Raw genomic sequence first — 19,868 nt, 5'->3', positions numbered from 1 at the left:
AATTCTTACAGTTGTTCCCGTGCCTTCACCATTTTTGGCCCACGTGGAAGTTTTGACTTTTTTCCAACCACATAAGATACGATGGGGGTTCTGTTCAACATGTACGAAAGGATCATGGATGTAGCATATACAAACACAATCGAAGCCGGAAGAACAAACACATACATCCACTTTGCTTCAGAGAACAATGGCACCATTTGCTTAACCATAAACAGTGGAAACGGTTGGACGAGAAACATGCCAAAGGAACAACTAGACGCAAACATAATAAATTGGCTGAACTTTTCCCATTTGGGTTGGTTGCGAACGCTTGCCCACTTCCTGCCGTAAATCAATAGAATGGCAATCACTAGTAAGCTATATGGAAGGAAGATCGGTTGCTGTGGTGACTGTGCCCTTTTATCACTTTCCAAAAGAATGAAGCGATTAAAATAGTAATACACCCACATAATGACGACTCCAGCAAGTAATAGAATCAGAATCGTCATTTTATGTTGTTCGAGAAACGCACATATTTTTTCATAGTGACAAGCCACCATTCCCCCTGCCACAAACCAGCATTGGTACGACAACACAAATACACCGTAATGAGAAAGCAAATAGGGCCAATCGCTTGTATCAAGATGAGGAATTCCTAGCTTATAAAAGGTTGTTAACAGTACCTGAAAAATCACACTTCCAACAAATAGCTGCAAATGCCATTTTTCACACCTTTTTAGCAAAGCTAGTAAAAACGGAAACACGAGATAAAACTGGAAACTTACTAAAACAAAATAAATATAAAACTCATCACCTTGTAGCAATGAATTCTTAAGTTCCACTAAAAAAGCTGAGATGGATCCGTCAAAATCAATGCTGTACGTCCCTCGAAACAATAGATAAACAATATTCCAAAAGATATACGGAATGGCGATCAATGATAGTCTTTTTTTCCAAAAGGTAAAAAGTTGAAGTTCCTTATGATAATACGTTAGAAACAAGACAAAACCAGTGATGAACATAAAGGCAAGTCTTGTCACTTTCACCGAGGAATGGAAGGCAGACATGGACAGAAAGGGAAAGGTCCAATCATCAAATTGTTGATTAAAAATCGTCATCGTATGTACAGATAAAACCCCCAGCATGATGAACGTTCGCATAAAATCAACTTCATATACATGTGTCTTCTTCACCTAATCTAAGTCCCTCCTTATCTAGAAAGTTTGTACTATCTCATTTAAAAGGATAAATATGACGATTTTGTTACCATTTATGTAACAAAGTAGGTAGAATGCGAAAAGGTGAACCTAGTGGCTCACCTTTTTAAATGGTTATCAAAAAATTGCTTTACGGTGTTTAATATTTCCGGCTGTGAAAATCCTCCGTGACCTGCGCCTTTGATTTTAATCATGGTTGCTTCTACATTTTCTTTTTTTAGTGCTTCGTATAAAAGGACACTTTGATTGTAAGGAACCCTACGATCTTTGTCACCATGCATAATTAAAAATGGTGGATCATCTTTGGTTATATATGTGATGGGGTTGGCGCGTTTCACTTTTTCCTTGTTTTCTTGAAGAGGTCCGCCAATTAGGACTGATTCTGGTGAGTGCGGTGAGTCAAAATCAACATCAGCGGAATATTTACTCATCTGTAACATATCTGTCGGTCCATACCAATCGACTACGGCTTGCACGGAGCTTGACTCGTTCAAGTATTCACCATCGCCTTCTAGTTCACGGACTTCTCCTGTGGTTCCTAGTAAAGCAGCTAGGTGGCCACCGGAGGAGTTGCCCCAAACACCGATTCGATTGGGGTTAATATTGTATTGGGCTGCGTGCGCGCGTAAGTAACGTACGGCGTTTTTTATATCGTATAGCTGGGTCGGGAATTTTCCTTCATGACTGGTTCGATGTTCGATGCTTGCCACCACATAGCCATTTTGGGCGAACATCACTAATTGGGGGATGAACTCGAAGGTCTTTTGAGGATGATGGAATCCCCAGCCCCCTCCCTTTATAAACACGATTAGCGGACGAGGTTTTGATTTTTGTTTTGGTAGCAGGACGTGCATATGTAAGGGTTTGACCTCCGTCTTGGCGTAGACGATATTTGCTTGAAGATGCACTCCGTTATAGGCTGACTTTTTCGTTGGAATGATTTGAATGTCATCGTTATTTTCAGCATAAGAGCTGCAAGTAGTTAAATTTGTTATGGCGACGATTATTAATAAAAGAATGCTATTTCTCATGTGATCAACTCGTTTTGGTTATTTGGATTGATGAAGGTGGTGCTCGTGTTTGGTATGGGAATGAATGCGTCATTCGGACTGTGAATTAGTTTGCGTTGCTGCTACTGTCCGAATCAGACCGTCATTTGGACTCTGAAATACTTGGAACTGCAGTTGCTGTCTGAATCAGGCTCCCATTTGGACTCTGAATTGGATGGTGTTGCCGTTACTGCGAATTAGGTCTTCATTCACACTCTAAACTGCTTTTTATTAAATTAACCAATTTATTCTATTTTATGATGGCAAGAATAACCCTTATAGTTGGTAAAACGATTGATTTGCGTTATCCTTAGAGTGAAAAAATAATAAAGGCAGGGACATTTATGGATCAAATTATGTTTATTGAAACAGGAATGGGGATTGATGTTCACGGGCAAAACGTGACGAAGGCAGCAATTCGCGCGGTACAAAATGCAATTCACTTTAACTCAATGCCTGGCATTCGCACGGTTCTTCCGGAGAATAAGTTGGAGAATATGAAGGTGAATGTCAAATTGGCGGTTCCTGGTGACAAAGAGCTACTAGATATTGAAGCGGTGAAGGCCGTCCTTCCATATGGAGAGGTGACTGTACAGGTTCAAGACGGTGGAATGTTAACGACAAGTGGAATCGTTCTTCCTGATAAAGAAGATAAAAATGATTTAATGTACATAGTTGTGGCAGCTGTTGAGGTTGGATATTAATAGATATTATAGGGCGGAAAATTGCTTTCCGCCCCTTTTTAGTTTATCTCTGTGCAGGTGAAAGTGATTGTTCTGTAGGATAGATCTTTGAAAAAATCAAGCGAACAGCTGGACCGACAATAATAAGCTGTAGTGGCAAGGCTGCAATAAAATTGAAACCTACCCCTTTCACATACGCGCTTGGAAGCTCGGTGCTAACTCCAACATTCATGATGGCCCCATACAGAGACATTAACAAAACCATGCCGGTTACCATAAAAAATGACATAAATAGAATCTTTTTAATTAATGGATCTCCCTGTTTAACGACTTTGGTTACTACGGATTTAGATAGTTTTCCTACTACAAAAATATCTAATAATAATCCAACTATAAATGCTGGAATAAATCCAATGATCACATCAATCCATACAGTAGAAGTAAATCCTTTTACTAATAATACATTGTAGATGCTCATCCCTAATACCATACAAGCGCAAGTAAGGGTTGTGAACACCAGTTGTTCCTGTTTATTTTTCCCCACTCTTTTCCTCTCCTTTTCCAAACGTAAACTTAGTTGACGGTTTATTTTAACTTGATATTCGCGTTATTGTCAACTGTGTTGACAGTTTTGGTAGCGCGGTATTTTAAAAAAAATGTTACAATGGAAGGAATAACATACCATAGGAGAATAAAATGAGTGAATTGAATTTGTTCGGATTAATTGATTTAGTCAGTGATAAACACGCCGAGCTTAGAGGAGAGGTCCGTCAGCGCTGGATCCAAAATGGAAATGAAGATGTCACCCCACAAGAGTACTACTTAATGACAAGGCTAGAACTCCACCAGGAATTAACCATTGCCGAAACAGCTAGAAAAATGAATATTTCCAGACAAGCCGCCCATAAATGTGCAAAGGGCTTAATTGAAAAAAGACTGATTGTAGCAGAAACATCTGAAGATAATTTGCGTGAAAAATTGTTGCGATTAACGAGTAAAGGCTTAGAAAGTTGCAAAGAAATGACAGAGATTAAAGAAGCAATTGAAAAAGAAATCGCTGACTCTTTGGGGCAAGAAAAAGTCAAACTCTTAAAGGACATATTAAAAGCTAACTGGTATAGAAGCTGAATTCCACTTCCTACTAGTTAGCTTTTTGATTAAAATTCGATTCCTTTTACTGCTGGAATGCCTTCCTCATAATAATGTTTGACCTCTTTCATCTCGGTAACAAGATCGGCTAGCTCCAAAATTTCCTGTCGAGCCGAGCGGCCTGTAATTACGAGGTGCATAGCTTCAGGACGATGTTTGATCAGTTGGATAACTTCTTCAACTGGAAGAACATCCCCAATCGAAAACTTTTCGATAGCAAGTGCGTTATTAAGCTCGTCTAGAATCACTACATCGTATTCCTCGCTGTAAACTTTTTCCTTTGTGATTTCCCAAGCTTTTTTCAACGCCTCCCGATGCTCTTCTGGCGTTTTCGTCCATGTAAAGCCAATACCGAGTTGCTGCATCTCTATTCCTATTTGGTCAAACATGATTTTTTCCCCATAGGTTCGGGCGGGAGACTTGATAAATTGAAGAACTAAGACACGTTTTCCTCGGCCTTTTGCCCGAACAGCTAGACCGAGAGCAGCTGTGGTCTTGCCCTTTCCGTTTCCGGTATAGATGAGAGTTAATCCATGTTGAGACAATTTGTACCCTCCTTTTGTGATGAGTTTTCGTTTTGTTTGGATATTTTCGTGTTATATGGATTTCAAGGGCACTAGTTCTGTATTTGGCTTCTTCGTCCTCTATATTTATTGCTTAGCCCAAGATCCCTTATGCCATCTACACTGCGATATCCAGTTTTCTACTAATTCCGTGCAGGAGCCGAAATGCAAATGCGTATAGCCGGCAACTAGATTTCTTGTTAGGAAACCTTCCTTTTTCATTCCACGCATGCCTTTGGTTTGATAAGCTGGAGGTAGCTTGGAGGTCGGATGAAAAGTAGAGTAGTGAAACTCGTGCCCCTTTGCTCCTAGATCTCCTTGAAACAGAAAGTTCCCTTCTTCTCCGGTGATTTCCCTATAACCAAGTGCAGCTAGATTTTTGTGCATTTTAACGACCCCATGAATCAAGCCAACCATCGGAAAACTTTCCCCTTCTGTGGTTTCAATCGCATCTGTTAAATACATAAAACCTCCACATTCGGCCAAAGTTGGCAGGCCGTTTTCTATCGCGTGTTTAATAGAATACTTGACCTCTTCCAACTCGGTTAACTCTTGTGCGAACTCTTCAGGGAATCCTCCTCCGAGGTATAGACCATCTATCTGTTCTGGGAGTGATTCTCCCTTCAACGGAGAAAACTCCACTAATTCTGCTCCATACGATTCAAGCAATTCCAAGTTTTCCTGGTAATAAAAATTGAAAGCAGCATCTCTTGCAATAGCAATTCGTATATCTTTGGCCTTAGTTCTTCCAAACTGTTCTTCTTGAAGCACAAGCTCAGGAGCTAATGCTAGTTCGTAAAGCTTGTCAACATCAATCGTTTCAAGCACAAAATCTCCTAGCTTTTGAAAAAATGGTTCTAGTTCTCCACGTTCAATGGAGGGAATTAATCCAAGATGTCTTTCGGGAATAGATATCTCATCCTCCCTTTTTAAGTACCCAATCACAGGAATCCCACACTCTTGTTCGACTGCTGCTTTGACTAGTTTGTAATGTCCAACGCTTCCCACTCGGTTCGCAATGACAGCTACGATATTCACGTCATCACTAAAAGCTTGGAACCCTTTTACGATGGCAGCAGCGCTACGGGCCATGCTCGCACAATTAACAACCAGAACAACAGGACTTTTTGTAATCACACTAATCTCTGCCGTCGTGCCATCATTTGAAGTAGGGCTTTTCCCGTCATAAAACCCCATAACTCCCTCGATAATCGAGATATCGGCTCCTTCGCTGCCTCGAACAGCGATTTCTTTTACAAGCTCGTGGTTGAGCATCCAGCTATCCAAATTTCTAGAGGGCCTTCCGGTTACAGCTGTATGATAGGTCGGATCGATGTAATCAGGTCCACATTTAAATCCTTGAACAACTAACCCTTTTTTCTTAAAAGCTGACATCAGTCCGATGGTTAATGTCGTTTTCCCGACACCACTCCCTGTTCCAGCAATGACTAATCTCCTTTTAGACATGTTATGTCCTCCTTTCTATTAGTAGTGAATTAGTGCAACAGAAATGGTGACATTTCCTGATTTTTTCTTCTCAAGTATGGGTTTCGATGCTCCAGAGTAAAGCAAGCAAGCGGGTTCACTCACTCCGTACGCTCCTGTAAACTTATAAACCGTATCTGACGGGCTGGAGATAGGTACGTTGTTTAGCTGTTCAGGAGAATAGGTAACGAATTCCCACCCATATTGATCAGTGATCTCTATTAACCCTTGCTCGTCTTTTTTCAAATCAATCGAGCAAATCGCCTTCACACTTTTTATAGAATAACGAAGCTCAGCCAATGTTTCTTGAATCACTGACTCGATTTCTTCCTTTGACGTCCCACGATTACAGCCAATACCTAAAGCAATGACCTTGGGGCGGTACAGTACACCATTATCCAAGATAGCTTGATCCTCTTTATCTAGTAATCGATGCGTAATTACAAGTGCTGCCTGAGGCTTGGTACCTAATGCTTCTGAGATACTAGAAAACACCTTGATTTTTTCTGGGAGTGGCCGATCATACGTCCACCAGCCCTTCTCTCCTGATTCCTGGACTACGGCGACTGTTTCCTCGTTCACCACCGATGCGCTTACAGGTGTTAGCTTCTCTGCAGATTCCCACACCCAACCAAATCGTTTTCCGAACAAATCAACAGGAATGGTTTTTTGTACATCAGAGGCAGTGGTAATCACCGGACGAGCATCTAAAATGGCAGCTATTTCCTTTGTTAGCTCATTTGCTCCGCCAATATGCCCGGATAAGACGCTAATCACGTGCTCTGCTTTATCATCTATTACGACTACAGCAGGGTCAACCTTTTTATCTACTAAAAGTGGAGCAATCATTCGAACCACTGCCCCTAAGGAGACAATGATGATCAAACCTTTATACGCCTGAAATAAAGAAGGAAATAGAAGACGAACGCTACCGGAAAACATTTGTATTCCACGGTCCTGTTCGTCTCCCTTTTCAAATTTACTCATATAATACAGATCGGTGTTTTGTAGAGAAGGTGCTAGCATTCTAGCAATCTCGACTCCGTGCTTCGTAATGGCAACAATCGCATAGTCTCCGGTTTGATGGATAGAAGCAAATTCTCCTTCTTTTAAAGATATCATCACGGCTTCACCCCACGTCTAAAGCCATGAGTAAAGCTTTGATCATACAGCTTTGAGCGGTAGTTTTTATCATGTATTTTTTCGTCTAATGCCCATCCTGCAAGGATCATCGCCTGTTTACGAATCCCGTTTTTACGCATATCATCATCCAAATGTTCAACCGTCGTTCGGACAATTTGTTCATCTGGCCACGAGGCTTTGTAGACAACAATGACAGGGGTATCCTTACTCCAGCCTGCATCGATAAATTCCTTCATCACTTTTTTTGTTAACGTAGCACTTAAGAAAAGAGCGATCGTACTATGATGACTGGCAAGATCACGAAGCTTTTCAAACTCTGGAACTGGCGTTCTCCCTTCTGCTCTAGTTAAAATCACTGTTTGTGTTAAATCAGGAATGGTTAGTTCTGCCTGGGCAGCAGCTGCCGCGGCAAACACGGAGCTGACTCCAGGAACAATCTCCACGTCAATGCCAGCTTTCTTTAATAGAGTCATTTGCTCCATAATTGCTCCGTATACAGCAGGATCACCTGTATGAACACGAACCACCTTACGTCCAGAACGAATTCGGTCGACCATGATGTCTACCATTTCATCAAGATGCATTCCTGCTGTTTTCATTACTTCAGCTGTTGGTTTTGATTTATTAATTAACTCTTCGTTCACAAGCGAATCCGCATATAAAACCACATCGGCCTCTTGTAAGAGCTTTAATCCCTTCACTGTAATTAAATCGGGATCTCCTGGTCCGGCACCAATAATGTACAACTTCATTTTCTCACCACCATTAAGGTTAAGTATTCAAGCTCAGCACCATCAAGCTCGGCTGCGTTCCAAATAATTTCCTCATCAGACGTAACTTTCGTAACAACAGAAGCTTTATGTAATAGATCCAAATCGCGAAGTACGTGTAACATGACATCGATGACCTTTGCGACTTTAATAAAAATGACACAATCATTTTCTTGAATCACTTTTTTCATGGTTTCATAGTCATCTCTAGCGGGTACGATGGCAATATGGTCGTCACCATCAGCTAGGGCAATTCCTAGTCGGGATGCGGCACCGTTAAACGATGAAATACCAGGCACCACTTCAATCGGTACTTCTGGGTGTCGCTCCTGCATGAGACGCATCATATGGATGAATGTACTATATAGAAGGGGATCCCCTTCTGTTACGAAGGCAACATCCTTTCCTTCCTGAACCTTTTCCCATACTAGTTCAACTGTTTCCGACCACTTTTTATCTAAAATTTCTGGATCCTTGGTCATGGGGAATACAAGCCCGAGCATTTCTTTTTCATCTGGTTGGAAATAGACATCAATGATCTTATGTGCGTAGCTTTTGCTTCCTCTTTGTTTTTTCGGGTATGCAATAACTGGGGACTCTTTTAAACGACGAAAGGCTTTTACCGTAATTAGCTCGGGATCTCCTGGGCCAACTCCTAATCCGTACAATGTTCCTAGCATGTTTGTTCTTCCTCTCTTTTGGCAGTAATGATATAAATGGGATTTAACGCATCGAAGCGTGTTAGCTGTAAAATAGGCTTGCTTCTTGAAATTTGCGCTAGTATGACTTCTGTAGTGAAACCATTCTTTTTAAAAGCAGCCATGGCTTCGGCTAAGTTTTCAATTGTTACTGCGTTTAAAACGATTCGACCGTTTTGATTCAGCCTTTCACAGCAAATTCTTAGGATTTCCTCCATCCCACCTGCTGTTCCCCCTATAAAGACAGCATCTGGTGAGGGAAACTGATCCAATTGATCAGGAGCTTTTCCATGTACGACCGTCGCATCGACACGAAATTTCGCTAAATTTTGTCTGCAGTTTTCTAAGTCCGCTTCATTTTTTTCAATGGCAAAAATTTGACCTTCACGAGCGATTCTACCTGCTTCAATGGCAACCGATCCGGTACAGGTCCCAATGTCCCACACAATACTATTTGTTTTTAACTGTAGAGCACTAACACTTAACACCCGGACTTCTTTTTTTGTAATCAGACCTTTATCCGGCTTTCTTTGTATAAATTCTTGATCATCAATTCCAACGGACCATGATGGTCCCATGTTCATTTTTTTCAATATCACAACATTTAGAGGAGAAAACTCTACATCTTTTACATCTTGGAGCTGATACCAGCCAACTCTTTCATCTTCCCCTCCTAAATTTTCTCCAACAAAAACCTCGTATTCGGTCATTCCAAAAGACAGGAGATATTCGGCTATCTTATTTGGGGAATTTTCCGCATCCGTTAGAATGGCAACCTTTGATTTTCCATCAATCCGTTGGGCCAAGCCTTTCATCGTTCTCCCATGGACACTCTCCAAATGAGCATCCTGCCAGCGTTCTCCCATTTTTGCAAAGGCTAATTGAATGGAGCTTAAGTAAGGATAAATTTTTAAATCAAGCTTTCTAGAAAGATAGCTTCCAATTCCAAAAAATAAGGGATCTCCAGAGGCTAAAATGACTACCTTCTTAGTTTCGATCTGTAATCTTTCCACTAAGTGTGAAAGGCCGCCTTCAATGGGAAGTGTTTCACCTTGATAGTCAGAAAAATAAGCCAACTGCCGATTTCCCCCTACTAATAGCTCACTTTCATAAATCCACTCTTCGTATATCGGAAGAAGACTTTTCTTCCCGTCATCACCAATTCCAATCATTTTAATAGGTTTCATCCTTGTCGCACCGCCTTTCCTAATAAGTCTCCTTTTAATGTGTAAATGGTCGTATCTACTTCCAAATCACCATTCACTTCCTTTAATGCTTCCTCACAGCATGAGCTACAAAGTAAGTCGAAAAATTGATGATAACCCGATTCTGACATCATATCCCCGACCTGTGAAGCTGTATTAGCACCCTTGATTTCACTCACAAGTTCTTCGTGTGCGCCGGCTTGTTCCGCCACTTTAGCAAGAAACCCGAAATCGATGGGAGCACTTTTTGAGTGAACCATCATAACTCCTTGAGCCACTTTGGAAAACTTGCCCATCATTCCAACCATCGAAACCTTTTTTGCCCCTTGCTTTTTGCATTGTTTTAACGAAAATCCGACGAAGTCACCCATTTCAACGAATGCTTCTTCTGGTAACTCGGGATACTGCTTCATTGCGTACTTTTCACTCCGACCACCAGTCGTGATAACAATTTGTTCGCAACCACTCGCGCGTGCCACACTAATGGCTTGGACGATACTTGCTTTATAAGCAGATGTAGAAAAGGGAACGACAATTCCTCTCGTTCCTAAAATCGAAATCCCGCCAAGAATACCTAATCGGCCATTTAAGGTTTTTTTTGCAATTTCTTCGCCAGCGGGTACGGAAATAACGATTTTAATTCCTTTTGTCACTCCGTAAGCCTGTAACACTTCCTCAGCTACACCGAGGATCATTTTTCGAGGGACGGGATTGATGGCTGCTTCACCAACCGGGACAGGCAGACCAGGTTTCGTTACCCTTCCAACTCCAACCCCTCCATCAAGTGCGATTCCTGGTTCATTTGACCAAATAACGGTAGAGATGATTTGTGCTTCATGGGTGGCATCCGGGTCATCACCGCCATCCTTAATCACAGTGGCTTCCCCAACGGTGGGGGATGCTTGGCAGCACTCAATGGCGAAGGTGACAAAGCGGCCAACAGGAAGAAAGATGGTTGATTCAGTTTGGTCTTCCCCGGTGATTAATGCAATGAGTGCCGCTTTCGTTGCAGCTGTGGCACAAGCTCCCGTTGTGTAGCCTTCCCTTAGCTTTTTCTCCTCTTTTGCTTGCTCGGCCATTGTTTATACCTGTTCGGCTAAAATAGAAATGGCATTTAAGGCAGCAACAGTTACCGTACTACCACCCTTTCTGCCTATGTTCGTAATAAACGGTACATCTAGTTTTGCGAGCTCTTCCTTTGATTCAGCAGCGGATACGAATCCAACTGGCAACCCGATGATAAGTCCTGGCTTTGCGTCTTCTTCTTTAATCAGGCGAATCAGTTCTAATAAAGCGGTTGGTGCATTTCCGATGGCAAAGATTCCACCTTCAGCTTCTTTAATTGCTTTTCTCGTAGCAATAATGGCTCTAGTTGTGTTTAACCGTTTGGCTTCTTTCATCACGTCTGGGTCAGAAATGTATACATTTACTTCTCCACCGAATTTCTCAATTCTGGTTTTGTTTACCCCTGATTGCACCATTTGAACGTCAGCCACAACTCTTTTTCCACTGCGAATGGCTTGAATGCCAGCCTCCATGGCTTTTGGGTGAAATAAGAGACTTTTTCCAAGTTCAAAATCAGCTGAAGCGTGAATCACTCGTTGGACTACGCGGTATTGTTCTGGAGTATAATTATGCTCTCCTACTTCATCATCAATCATTTGAAAGCTAATACCTTCAATTTCTTCTGGTTGAACGGTTAATGGTTTAAATTCTGTTTTAAAGTCCATGAAATCTGGCTCCTTTTTTTAATAAATTTAAAATGGGTGAGAACTCTGAAAAGCTGACGCCGTAGTCCATTTTAGGTCTAGCGATCATGATAATCTCGATGCCTAACTCTTCTGCTGCCTCTACTTTTTCATCGACCGAGCCCACCTTGCCACTTTCTTTTGTAATCATGACGGTGACTCCGTATTGCTTATAAAGCGCTTGGTCAAATTCTTTAGTGAAGGGTCCTTGGATGGCGATAATGTTTTTTTGCGGAAACCCAAGCTGCTCGCATTTCTCCATATTATCTAAACGAGGGAGCATTCGGGCTACAAGACGAATATCTGGTTTGTCCAGTAATTCCTCTGTAAACACTTTTAATGTCTTGCTTCCGGTCGTCAACATAACGACACCTTGTTTGGTCGCGGCTAGTTTCGCTGCTTCCTTGTAGGTTGAAACAACTGTTAACTTTTCGTAATCAAACGATTGTGACTCTCGTTCGTAACGTATATAAGGAAGCCCTAGTTGTTTCGCCGCTTCGATGGCATTTTTTGAAGCTTCCTCAGCAAATGGATGGCTCGCATCGACTACTACGTTAGCTCTGTTTTTTTGAATAAGGCTGATCATTTCATCAGCAGGCAGTCGACCAACATAGACGGGAATTTTCGCCTTAATCATTTCCGTTGCCGCATTTTCTGTTACTACTGTTGTGAGGAGTTGATGACCTTCATTTTTAATTTCGAGCGCAAGCGCTCTTGCATCGCTTGTTCCTGCTAACAAAAAAATCACTTGGTATTTCCCGCCTTTACCTCATCGTGATGGTGGTGATGATGCTCATGGTCATGGTCGTGATGGTGATGATGACCGATAAATTCCATTGCATTTAAACGGTATTGGCATGTATCACAGTTCATTTTCACATCACCTTGAAGTGCTTCTTCTGCCCGGTCCATTAAAATGGTCTGTAATTTAGGATGGAATCCAAAATATCCAGCGAGTTGGAATTCAATGTCTGGGTAACTTTGTTGAAACTCATTAACTAGCTCTTCTAGTCGTTTAATTAAGATGCCCGTGAAAAGAAAATATGGCAAAATCACTACTTTCTTTGCACCAAGCTTGATACATCGTTCGATTCCTGCATTCACTAGAGGATCAGTAACCCCCATAAAAGCTGGTTCAACGACCTGATACTTCGTTTTTTCCCATAGCAATCTCCCAATCTTGTATAAATCACTATTCGCATCCGGGTCACTTCCACCTCGACCTAGGAGGAGGATGGCTGTATCGTCAGAAGGCGAGTCGAGGTCTTCTCCTGCCTCTATTAATCTTGTTTGTAAAATGTTAAGAGCCTCTTCATGAATTCCGATCGGTCTCCCGTATGTAAACGAAACATGATGATATTTTTCCTTTGCTTCGTCAATCGCACCAGGGATGTGAATTTTGGAGTGACCAGCTTGAAGGAGCATAATTGGGATCACCGCGATATCTGTTGCACCTTTTTCTACACATAAGTCGATGCCCTGTCCAACGGTTGGTCTCTCGAACTCTAGGAAACATGTTTCAACGAGGATGGACTCATCTACACTTGGTCTTAAGTTCTGAATAAATTCCCGGATTTGATCATTGCCTTCGTGGTCTCTGCTTCCATGTCCAACGAAAAGAATCGCTTTCATGTTTTTCCTCCTTAAATGGTATGTTTTAGGCCTTTTTATGGATGGTTTTTATTTCCTTAATCTCCACAAGGGGCGGGCTCTATTTTTAATGATGGTGATACGTCTTGAAATTCAAAGTCACACACGTTCTTCACACGCTTAAAGAATTTATGGAAACGCTCATTCGGATGACCTTTTTCCTTGTACTCTTGAACAATTCTCTCAACTAGTTCAACGATTTCGTCCGCAGCAATCCCTTCTGCGACAATTTGTCCAGAGTGTGCGTTTCTCCCGATGGTTTTTCCACCTAAAAATAAATCAAAGGCGCCTTTTCTAAATACAATCCCAATATCTTCACGTACTGCACCAAAGCACGCCATTCCGCACCCGTTAAAACCGATCTTCAGTTCTTTTGGTAGCTCCATTCCACCAAGTTTTGCTTGTAACGACTCAGCATAAGGAATGCTATCTTTCTTTTCTCCTTCACAAAAATCGCAGGCCTTCAGTGTTAGCACATCGCCAACAGGGGCAAGAAGAAAACCTACCTCTTCAAGCTCCCTTACGACATGTTCGGGGTTAGAGGTTGGAACTTGAAGCTTAATATGATGGTCCTGGGTATACTCCATGCATCCATCATCACCAACGATCTCAGCTAGTGTGATCATTTGCTTCGAGGTAAATTTTTTGTTCGCAACACCCGGACTAACCGACACTTCAAAGATTGATTGAATGGGGTGTTGGATGAATTCTTTTGGTTGATTTCTTTCTCCTAAAATCAGCTGTAATGCTTCATCCGCCATTTCTCTTGAGGAAGTATCGGCCACCTCCTGCTCTAACGCCCATGGCTCAGCTTCTTTTTTCAATCGTTGATGAGGTTTCAATGGTTGTTCCTTTTGACTCAATGTATACTTTCGTTGATAACCTCTTGGGGTAATCATCAAATCGTCGTAAAAGAAGGTTGACGAGTTTCCGATCAGCACGGTTGATAACATGCCAATCTCATGATTCAGCATGTCTTTTAATGTGGTTCGCGTAATACTTTGCCGTTCACGATAGGCACTTTTTACAAGTCCAACCGGTGTCTCTGGAGAACGGTATTTTAATAATATCCGTTGGGCCTCAGCAATTTGTCTTGTTCTTCTCCCACTCATTGGGTTATACAAGGCAATCACAAAATCGGCTTGTGCGGCTGCTTCTATTCGTTGTTCAATCAAGCTCCAAGGAGTCAGGTGGTCACTCAAACTGATGGTGCATGCATCATGCATGACCGGGGCTCCCAATAGGGAAGCACATGAGTTGATAGCAGAGATTCCTGGGATTACTTCAACCTCAACACCTGTGTCCTTTTTCCATTCTTTTTCCACCAACACTTCGTACACAAGGCCAGCCATTCCGTAAACACCCGCATCTCCACTAGAGATCACGGCCACTTTTTTCCCGAGCTCTGCTTGTCTCACTGCCTCTTGTGCTCGACTTACTTCTTCTGTCATTCCAGTGCTGATGATTTCTTGTCCGTCGAGTAACCCTTCAATCAGTTCCACATATGTTTTGTAACCGATGATCATATCGCTTTCTTGAAGAGCTTTTTTTGCTCGGTCCGTTATATGCTCCTCGCTTCCTGGCCCAAACCCAATGACTAATAGCTTTCCTTTCAATTACGCTCCTCCTTTCACTAATTCCACCATCATAAAAATTCCGAGTACTAAGCTATAGGCTCCTGTTACCGAACCTAATAATATAAACAACTTGTCTTTCACTCTAGCTTTCATAAATCCCCATGAAAGACAAAACGTAATTCCGATTGTAGCGATGAGTAGACCAATAACAAATAGAGTCAGTTGAATAAGGGCAACGGTTATATTATCAAGCCCCATTGCATTAGAAATTATCGCGATCTGAGTCGGACTTTCCACACCAATGCCGTGAAGAATGCCAATAATAAACGCACCAATGCCACCAAGTTTCGTAGGTGAAAGTTGATTGGTTTTTGTTCCCGATTTCACCTTAGTAGCCATGTTATGGAAAAACTCAACAACAATTCTGAGTCGACTTTTATACTCGTATTCTTTCTTTTGTTTAAAAATGGACCAAATAATAAACATTCCAAGCAAAATAAGGGTGAAGCTAACGAGCATTTCTAGTACTTTCTTAGTTGCATCCGGAAGTTGTAAACCAATATAAATAAATAGCACTCCAATAACCATCACAATCATGCCGTGTCCAATGGCATACATCACACCAAGAGTAAGCTGTTTCTTCTTTCGCTGCTCACTTCCAACCATGTCGGCAATTGCTGCTACATGATCTCCGTCGATTCCATGCCTCATGCCAATAAACACAGCAAGCAGAGCAAACATGATAAATTCCATAGGTCATACCTCTTCTTTCACATTTTTCGAGATTCCCTCAATACTATCTGAGTTTTCAGGTGCTACGATGCCTTCCTGGTCGTATGTATAAATAACAGATTCTTCTAGTATCTTTCCTTGAGCGAGATGACTCCGTACGATTTCTCGTCCCGTGTCCTCTGTAAGTGCCTTATACCAGATGCCTTCTGGATAAACGATGGTGACACAAGCATCCTTGCATCTACCATTGCATCTCGTTCTTGTTGTATGAATCTTGTCGTCCAACTCCAACTGCTTAATTTCATCACGAATCGCTTGCGTTACTTCTTCTCCCCCTTTTCTCATGCAACTACTTCCATTGCAAATCAAGATGTGATGCTTTGTCCCCTTTAAATTCCATGTTGTCATGTTTTCCACTCCCTTACATTTTTTGTAATAAAAAAGCACCCCTACAAATAGAGGTGCATAAGAACATACGGAATGTAGATCTTTCTACACATCTACCTATAGTCCCGTAGGTATGTGACACACTTTATAGGCAGGTCTCCTGGCTCTGGTTCCTTGCTTTTGTTACGTCTTCCCGATTTTACTCAGTGACTATTTGTAACAAAGCTCCCCAATACAGTGGCGGGTACCGCGACGGCTTTTCACCGTGCTTCCCTTTTAAGCAAAAGTTTTTTCTTTTGCACCTATCAAGTAAACTATGAAGTTATCAACCCAATGAATGATTTCCATAAAAAAATCCGCTCAAAGGGAATGAGCGGATGAAACGAAAGCACGAAAAGACAAATAGAATAACAGAGTCTATTCTCACCATCGAAACACCTTCTCTATTCCCGGAGAAACTGAAACGTTTAAAAGTAAGACAGGTTTCCTGACTTGTGCTTCTTCCTACTTTAAGACCTTCCCATATCCATACGAATCAGGTATGCACACAGTGGATTTCTTATTTCGTCCACACATACAGTTGCGGGTACAGCTCTGGATTTTAACCAGATTCCCTATTAAGCCATCTTGGCATCTTAACTTTCTGGAAAACTATTCAATTAAGCTAGATTCTATATTAGATGAAACGTTCTTATTTTTCAACTACTAATATCACAAACATGACAGATTTACTACTGTAACCAATTTTACAAGAATGCCCACCATTAGATGTTTAAAAAAGAAAAGACACTACCCTATTTGGATAGCGTCTATATATTATATTGAGATTTTACTAGGTTCTTCGATAGATGGTTTTACAACGGAAGCCTTTCGTACCAAAAGTAAATATGATAGAAAAGCTAAAAAGCTAGCACCAAAGATAATGGAGCCCATCGGTATGGCAGAATTCTCACCTGCAATCCCTACAAGTGGTGAAGAGATAGAGCCTAGGATAAATGGTAATAATCCTAATAAGGCCGATGCACTACCAGCAATATGGCCTTGTGACTCCATAGCAAGAGAAAACGATGTGGTTCCAATAATCCCGATCGATGCAACGAGGAAGAAGATAGGAATAACAACCATAATTAATGGAGCCTTTAGTAATAACGCCACAAGAAGAATGGCACCTGATACATTTGAAATGGTCAGACCTATGACTAAAAATGTCTTTTCCGATACCACGTCTACGAACTTCCCTACTGCCTGGCTTCCAAGAATCAAGCCAATTCCGTTCAATCCGAATAATAAACTAAATACTTGAGGAGAAACACCATATATATTTTGATAAACAAACGGTGTACCAGATACATAAGCAAAGATCCCAGCAACAATAAATCCTTGTGTGAAGGCATATCCCGTAAACTGACGATCTTTTAATAAAGTTCCAAAGTTTCTAAATGTTTGCCCAATATTACTTGGTACACGCTTCTCCGCTGGTAGTGATTCTTCCAGCTTGGAAATGACCGTGAAAAATAAAACTAGACCGACAACACTTAAAACGACAAACACTCCCGTCCAATTTGTAAAGGCTAGAATTGCACCACCTGCAACAGGAGCGATAATAGGACCTAGATTACTTACTAATGTTAATAACGCAAAAAACTTCGTTAATTCTCTACCGTTAAACTTATCCCGAACGACGGCTCTAGAAATAACGATACCACCTGCTGCTGAAAATCCTTGCAAGAAACGTGCAGCAATAAAGAAATAAATATTTGGGGCAAATGCACAAATAGCAGAGGCAATTAAATACATAATAAGGAATATTAATAATGGTTTTTTTCGTCCCTGCACATCACTCATTGGGCCGATAATTAATTGCCCTAATCCTAAACCTAACAAACAAGAAGTTAAACTAATTTGTACGAAAGATGCCGTTGTACCTAACTCTTCTACAATAGTCGGAAAAGAAGGCAAATACATATCGATGGTAAACGGACCTAAGATTGCCAGAGACCCTAGAAGCAATGCCAGCTGTATACGCTTTGTACCTGTTAAATTGTTCAAGTTCCTCTCGCCTTTCTTTTTAATATGAAGATTCATAATTTCCTAAGTTTGTAACTTAACCATTTTATAACATTGCCTTGCTAAAGTAAATTGTTTCGGTCATTGAAATATATAATAAATTTTATTAAGTTTTTGTATGCGGTCACAGCAGATGACACGGCTTTAAAAATTGACGAAGCCGATAGAAAAAGATTAAAATTTGATTAAAGTCTCAAATTCAGAGTATTTTCATAATTCGCTAAAGAGGGTTGATAAATATGCAGGATGAACAGCTTACTAATAAAGAGTTTAATAAAGATGGATCTTTCAAAAGACAAGGTAATCAATTTTCAACTCCTTTTGGAGACGGTCCCGGAGAGTTACCGATTGAGCCTGGTCGCTACCGCTTGTTATGGTCTCAAGCTTGTCCTTGGGCACATCGCTCTGTTATTGTTCGCCGTTTGCTAGGGTTAGAGGATGTGATCAGTTTAGGAACAGTGAGTCCAATTCGTCCCCACCTCCCCCACGTCGATTGGGAGTTTTCTCTAGATAAGGACGGGGTAGATCCGAAACTTGGTATACGGTACATTAGTGAAATCTATAAAAAAACCGATCCGGAGTATTCTGGCCGCCCAACCGTTCCCGTTATGGTGGATGTAAAAGAGCTTAAAGCCGTTAACAATGATTATTTTAAACTAACAAATTATTTGGAAACCGTGTGGGCTCCCTTTCATAAAGAAAATGCTCCTATTCTGTACCCTGAGCATCTACAAAATGAGATTGATGATTTAAACACAATCATTTTTAACGATATAAATAATGGTGTGTACAAATGCGGGTTTGCGAAATCTCAGGAAGCATATGAACAGGCGTATGATACGTTGTTTGCTCGACTCGTGGAGTTTGAGGAGCGCTTATCAAAAAAACGTTTTTTATTTGGGGACTATATCACCGATTCTGATGTTCGTCTTTTTGCCACATTAGTCAGGTTTGATGCAGCATACTATACTTGTTTTAATACTAACCGGCAGCTCATTAGTCAATATGAGAATTTATGGGGATATGCTCGTGATCTCTACCAGACTTCTGGATTTAGTGATACAACCGACTTTGATGCTATAAAAAAACACTACCACACATCCATAACGATTGATCCAGACAAAACATCCGTAAAAATATTGCCGAAAGGACCTGATTTATCAGGTTGGAACATGAAGCATAATCGTCATTTACTAAGTAATCAACCAGACAAATTTTTAAGGAAGTTGGAGGTGTAATATTATGATTATTCGTGAGGCAAAAGAGACCGAAATAACTTTTATACGGGAACAACGTGTGAATGCGTATACGGAACATGCGAGGAAAATTCCGAATGCACATTGGGAGGCGCTAAAAAAAGCCATCTCTTCTGATGCCGACAGTCAGTTGGGTGTAGAGCTACTTGTGGCAGAAGTAAAAGGCACAATCGTTGGCAGTGTGGCTCTTTTTCCAGCTAAAACGGATGCGTATGAGGGGATGGTTGAAGAACTGGATCACCCTGAAATTCGTGTCTTGGCTGTTGCTGAAGAATTCAGAGGTAAAGGAATTGCATCTGCTTTAATAAAAGAATGCATTCAACGATCTAAGGCCAAAGGTTACCAAGCAATTGGGTTACATACAGGAGAATTTATGACAAATGCGATCAAACTGTATGAACATTTTGGTTTCGAACGTCTGCCACAATACGACTTTGAGCCAGCTAATGATGGCATAATAGTGAAAGCATTTCGTTTATCTATCTAGAAAATAAGGATATGTTCAAGGCG

Annotated in this window: 21 protein-coding genes and 2 riboswitches; of the genes, 4 read left to right on the top strand and 17 right to left on the bottom strand. The window is 41.2% G+C overall.

Annotation, left to right across the window (positions count from 1 at the left end):
- Positions 1-5: 5 nt before the first annotated feature.
- Positions 6-1,172: an acyltransferase gene (locus tag ACVBAX_RS09570; protein WP_447116820.1), complete on the bottom strand. Its 1,167-nt coding sequence runs from the start codon at positions 1,170-1,172 to the stop codon at positions 6-8.
- Positions 1,173-1,294: 122 nt separating this feature from the next.
- The gene (locus ACVBAX_RS09565; RefSeq protein WP_447116819.1) at positions 1,295-2,050 is read right to left on the bottom strand and encodes a prolyl oligopeptidase family serine peptidase; all 756 of its coding nucleotides are present in this window, start codon (positions 2,048-2,050) and stop codon (positions 1,295-1,297) included.
- Between the two features lie 539 nt (positions 2,051-2,589).
- On the opposite strand from ACVBAX_RS09565, the gene ACVBAX_RS09560 reads away from it, so the two are divergent.
- Complete coding sequence (locus tag ACVBAX_RS09560; protein WP_066049581.1) at positions 2,590-2,949, top strand: Lin0512 family protein; 360 nt, start codon at positions 2,590-2,592, stop codon at positions 2,947-2,949.
- Positions 2,950-2,992: 43 nt separating this feature from the next.
- On the opposite strand, the gene ACVBAX_RS09555 is transcribed toward ACVBAX_RS09560, so the two are convergent.
- A complete protein-coding gene (locus ACVBAX_RS09555) occupies positions 2,993-3,472 on the bottom strand; it encodes a DUF2798 domain-containing protein (protein WP_447116818.1) in 480 nt (159 codons plus the stop codon).
- A 152-nt stretch (positions 3,473-3,624) separates the two neighbouring features.
- Here ACVBAX_RS09555 and ACVBAX_RS09550 point away from each other — a divergent pair, with 152 nt between their 5' ends.
- Positions 3,625-4,056, top strand: coding sequence for a MarR family transcriptional regulator (locus ACVBAX_RS09550; protein WP_447116817.1), 432 nt, complete (start codon positions 3,625-3,627; stop codon positions 4,054-4,056).
- Between the two features lie 29 nt (positions 4,057-4,085).
- Here ACVBAX_RS09550 and cobO read toward each other — a convergent pair whose 3' ends face one another.
- From cobO to ACVBAX_RS09480, 14 genes are all read right to left on the bottom strand, one after another.
- A complete protein-coding gene (gene cobO / locus ACVBAX_RS09545) occupies positions 4,086-4,622 on the bottom strand; it encodes a cob(I)yrinic acid a,c-diamide adenosyltransferase (protein ID WP_447116816.1) in 537 nt (178 codons plus the stop codon).
- Positions 4,623-4,727: 105 nt separating this feature from the next.
- Complete coding sequence (locus ACVBAX_RS09540) at positions 4,728-6,107, bottom strand: cobyrinate a,c-diamide synthase (RefSeq protein ID WP_447116815.1); 1,380 nt, start codon at positions 6,105-6,107, stop codon at positions 4,728-4,730.
- A gap of 18 nt (positions 6,108-6,125) precedes the next feature.
- On the bottom strand, positions 6,126-7,247 hold the full coding sequence (locus tag ACVBAX_RS09535; protein ID WP_447116814.1) for a cobalt-precorrin 5A hydrolase: 1,122 nt from the start codon (positions 7,245-7,247) through the stop codon (positions 6,126-6,128).
- Positions 7,247-8,020, bottom strand: a complete 774-nt coding sequence (cobM, locus tag ACVBAX_RS09530; RefSeq protein WP_447116813.1) for a precorrin-4 C(11)-methyltransferase — start codon at positions 8,018-8,020, stop codon at positions 7,247-7,249. The genes ACVBAX_RS09535 and cobM overlap by 1 nt, the downstream gene beginning before the upstream one ends.
- On the bottom strand, positions 8,017-8,718 hold the full coding sequence (gene cobI, locus ACVBAX_RS09525) for a precorrin-2 C(20)-methyltransferase (protein ID WP_447116812.1): 702 nt from the start codon (positions 8,716-8,718) through the stop codon (positions 8,017-8,019). Before cobI ends, cobM begins: the two co-directional genes overlap by 4 nt.
- The gene (gene cbiE, locus ACVBAX_RS09520; protein ID WP_447116811.1) at positions 8,712-9,923 is read right to left on the bottom strand and encodes a precorrin-6y C5,15-methyltransferase (decarboxylating) subunit CbiE; all 1,212 of its coding nucleotides are present in this window, start codon (positions 9,921-9,923) and stop codon (positions 8,712-8,714) included. Before cbiE ends, cobI begins: the two co-directional genes overlap by 7 nt.
- Positions 9,920-11,020 carry a cobalt-precorrin-5B (C(1))-methyltransferase gene (locus ACVBAX_RS09515; protein ID WP_447116810.1) on the bottom strand — a complete coding sequence of 367 codons (1,101 nt, stop codon included), beginning with the start codon at positions 11,018-11,020 and terminating at the stop codon, positions 9,920-9,922. The genes cbiE and ACVBAX_RS09515 overlap by 4 nt, the downstream gene beginning before the upstream one ends.
- A gap of 3 nt (positions 11,021-11,023) precedes the next feature.
- The gene (locus tag ACVBAX_RS09510; protein WP_430774196.1) at positions 11,024-11,671 is read right to left on the bottom strand and encodes a precorrin-8X methylmutase; all 648 of its coding nucleotides are present in this window, start codon (positions 11,669-11,671) and stop codon (positions 11,024-11,026) included.
- On the bottom strand, positions 11,661-12,437 hold the full coding sequence (gene cobK / locus ACVBAX_RS09505; protein WP_447116809.1) for a precorrin-6A reductase: 777 nt from the start codon (positions 12,435-12,437) through the stop codon (positions 11,661-11,663). Before cobK ends, ACVBAX_RS09510 begins: the two co-directional genes overlap by 11 nt.
- Entirely contained in the window at positions 12,434-13,321 is an 888-nt protein-coding gene (locus tag ACVBAX_RS09500) for a sirohydrochlorin chelatase (RefSeq protein ID WP_447116808.1), read from the bottom strand. The genes cobK and ACVBAX_RS09500 overlap by 4 nt, the downstream gene beginning before the upstream one ends.
- A 56-nt stretch (positions 13,322-13,377) precedes the next feature.
- Positions 13,378-14,955, bottom strand: coding sequence for a precorrin-3B C(17)-methyltransferase (gene cobJ / locus ACVBAX_RS09495; protein ID WP_447116807.1), 1,578 nt, complete (start codon positions 14,953-14,955; stop codon positions 13,378-13,380).
- Complete coding sequence (locus ACVBAX_RS09490) at positions 14,956-15,669, bottom strand: HoxN/HupN/NixA family nickel/cobalt transporter (RefSeq protein WP_447116806.1); 714 nt, start codon at positions 15,667-15,669, stop codon at positions 14,956-14,958.
- A 3-nt stretch (positions 15,670-15,672) separates the two neighbouring features.
- A complete protein-coding gene (locus tag ACVBAX_RS09485) occupies positions 15,673-16,056 on the bottom strand; it encodes a (2Fe-2S) ferredoxin domain-containing protein (protein WP_447116805.1) in 384 nt (127 codons plus the stop codon).
- Positions 16,057-16,168: 112 nt separating this feature from the next.
- A riboswitch (cobalamin riboswitch) is annotated at positions 16,169-16,356 on the bottom strand.
- A 139-nt stretch (positions 16,357-16,495) separates the two neighbouring features.
- Positions 16,496-16,688: riboswitch (cobalamin riboswitch) on the bottom strand.
- Between the two features lie 163 nt (positions 16,689-16,851).
- Entirely contained in the window at positions 16,852-18,084 is a 1,233-nt protein-coding gene (locus ACVBAX_RS09480) for a multidrug effflux MFS transporter (RefSeq protein WP_447116804.1), read from the bottom strand.
- 257 nt (positions 18,085-18,341) lie between these two features.
- Here ACVBAX_RS09480 and ACVBAX_RS09475 point away from each other — a divergent pair, with 257 nt between their 5' ends.
- A complete protein-coding gene (locus ACVBAX_RS09475; protein ID WP_447116803.1) occupies positions 18,342-19,340 on the top strand; it encodes a glutathione S-transferase family protein in 999 nt (332 codons plus the stop codon).
- Positions 19,341-19,344: 4 nt separating this feature from the next.
- On the top strand, positions 19,345-19,845 hold the full coding sequence (locus ACVBAX_RS09470) for a GNAT family N-acetyltransferase (protein WP_447116802.1): 501 nt from the start codon (positions 19,345-19,347) through the stop codon (positions 19,843-19,845).
- Positions 19,846-19,868 lie beyond the last annotated feature (23 nt).

Source organism: Robertmurraya sp. GLU-23 (assembly GCF_052983275.1).
Note: the sequence above shows the minus strand (reverse complement) of the source record. Positions and strands in the feature narration are given on the sequence as shown.

Bases quoted from the DNA above. Each gene is read 5' to 3' on its own strand.
- ACVBAX_RS09565 (WP_447116819.1), bottom strand. From the start codon at position 2,050: ATGCACGTCCTGCTACCAAAACAAAAATCAAAACCTCGTCCGCTAATC.
- ACVBAX_RS09560 (WP_066049581.1), top strand. From the start codon at position 2,590: ATGGATCAAATTATGTTTATTGAAACAGGAATGGGGATTGATGTTCAC.
- ACVBAX_RS09550 (WP_447116817.1), top strand. From the start codon at position 3,625: ATGAGTGAATTGAATTTGTTCGGATTAATTGATTTAGTCAGTGATAAA.
- ACVBAX_RS09540 (WP_447116815.1), bottom strand. From the start codon at position 6,107: ATGTCTAAAAGGAGATTAGTCATTGCTGGAACAGGGAGTGGTGTCGGG.
- ACVBAX_RS09535 (WP_447116814.1), bottom strand. From the start codon at position 7,247: ATGATATCTTTAAAAGAAGGAGAATTTGCTTCTATCCATCAAACCGGA.
- cobM (WP_447116813.1), bottom strand. From the start codon at position 8,020: ATGAAGTTGTACATTATTGGTGCCGGACCAGGAGATCCCGATTTAATT.
- cobI (WP_447116812.1), bottom strand. From the start codon at position 8,718: ATGCTAGGAACATTGTACGGATTAGGAGTTGGCCCAGGAGATCCCGAG.
- cbiE (WP_447116811.1), bottom strand. From the start codon at position 9,923: ATGAAACCTATTAAAATGATTGGAATTGGTGATGACGGGAAGAAAAGT.
- ACVBAX_RS09515 (WP_447116810.1), bottom strand. From the start codon at position 11,020: ATGGCCGAGCAAGCAAAAGAGGAGAAAAAGCTAAGGGAAGGCTACACA.
- ACVBAX_RS09510 (WP_430774196.1), bottom strand. From the start codon at position 11,671: ATGGACTTTAAAACAGAATTTAAACCATTAACCGTTCAACCAGAAGAA.
- ACVBAX_RS09500 (WP_447116808.1), bottom strand. From the start codon at position 13,321: ATGAAAGCGATTCTTTTCGTTGGACATGGAAGCAGAGACCACGAAGGC.
- ACVBAX_RS09490 (WP_447116806.1), bottom strand. From the start codon at position 15,669: ATGGAATTTATCATGTTTGCTCTGCTTGCTGTGTTTATTGGCATGAGG.
- ACVBAX_RS09485 (WP_447116805.1), bottom strand. From the start codon at position 16,056: ATGACAACATGGAATTTAAAGGGGACAAAGCATCACATCTTGATTTGC.
- ACVBAX_RS09475 (WP_447116803.1), top strand. From the start codon at position 18,342: ATGCAGGATGAACAGCTTACTAATAAAGAGTTTAATAAAGATGGATCT.
- ACVBAX_RS09470 (WP_447116802.1), top strand. From the start codon at position 19,345: ATGATTATTCGTGAGGCAAAAGAGACCGAAATAACTTTTATACGGGAA.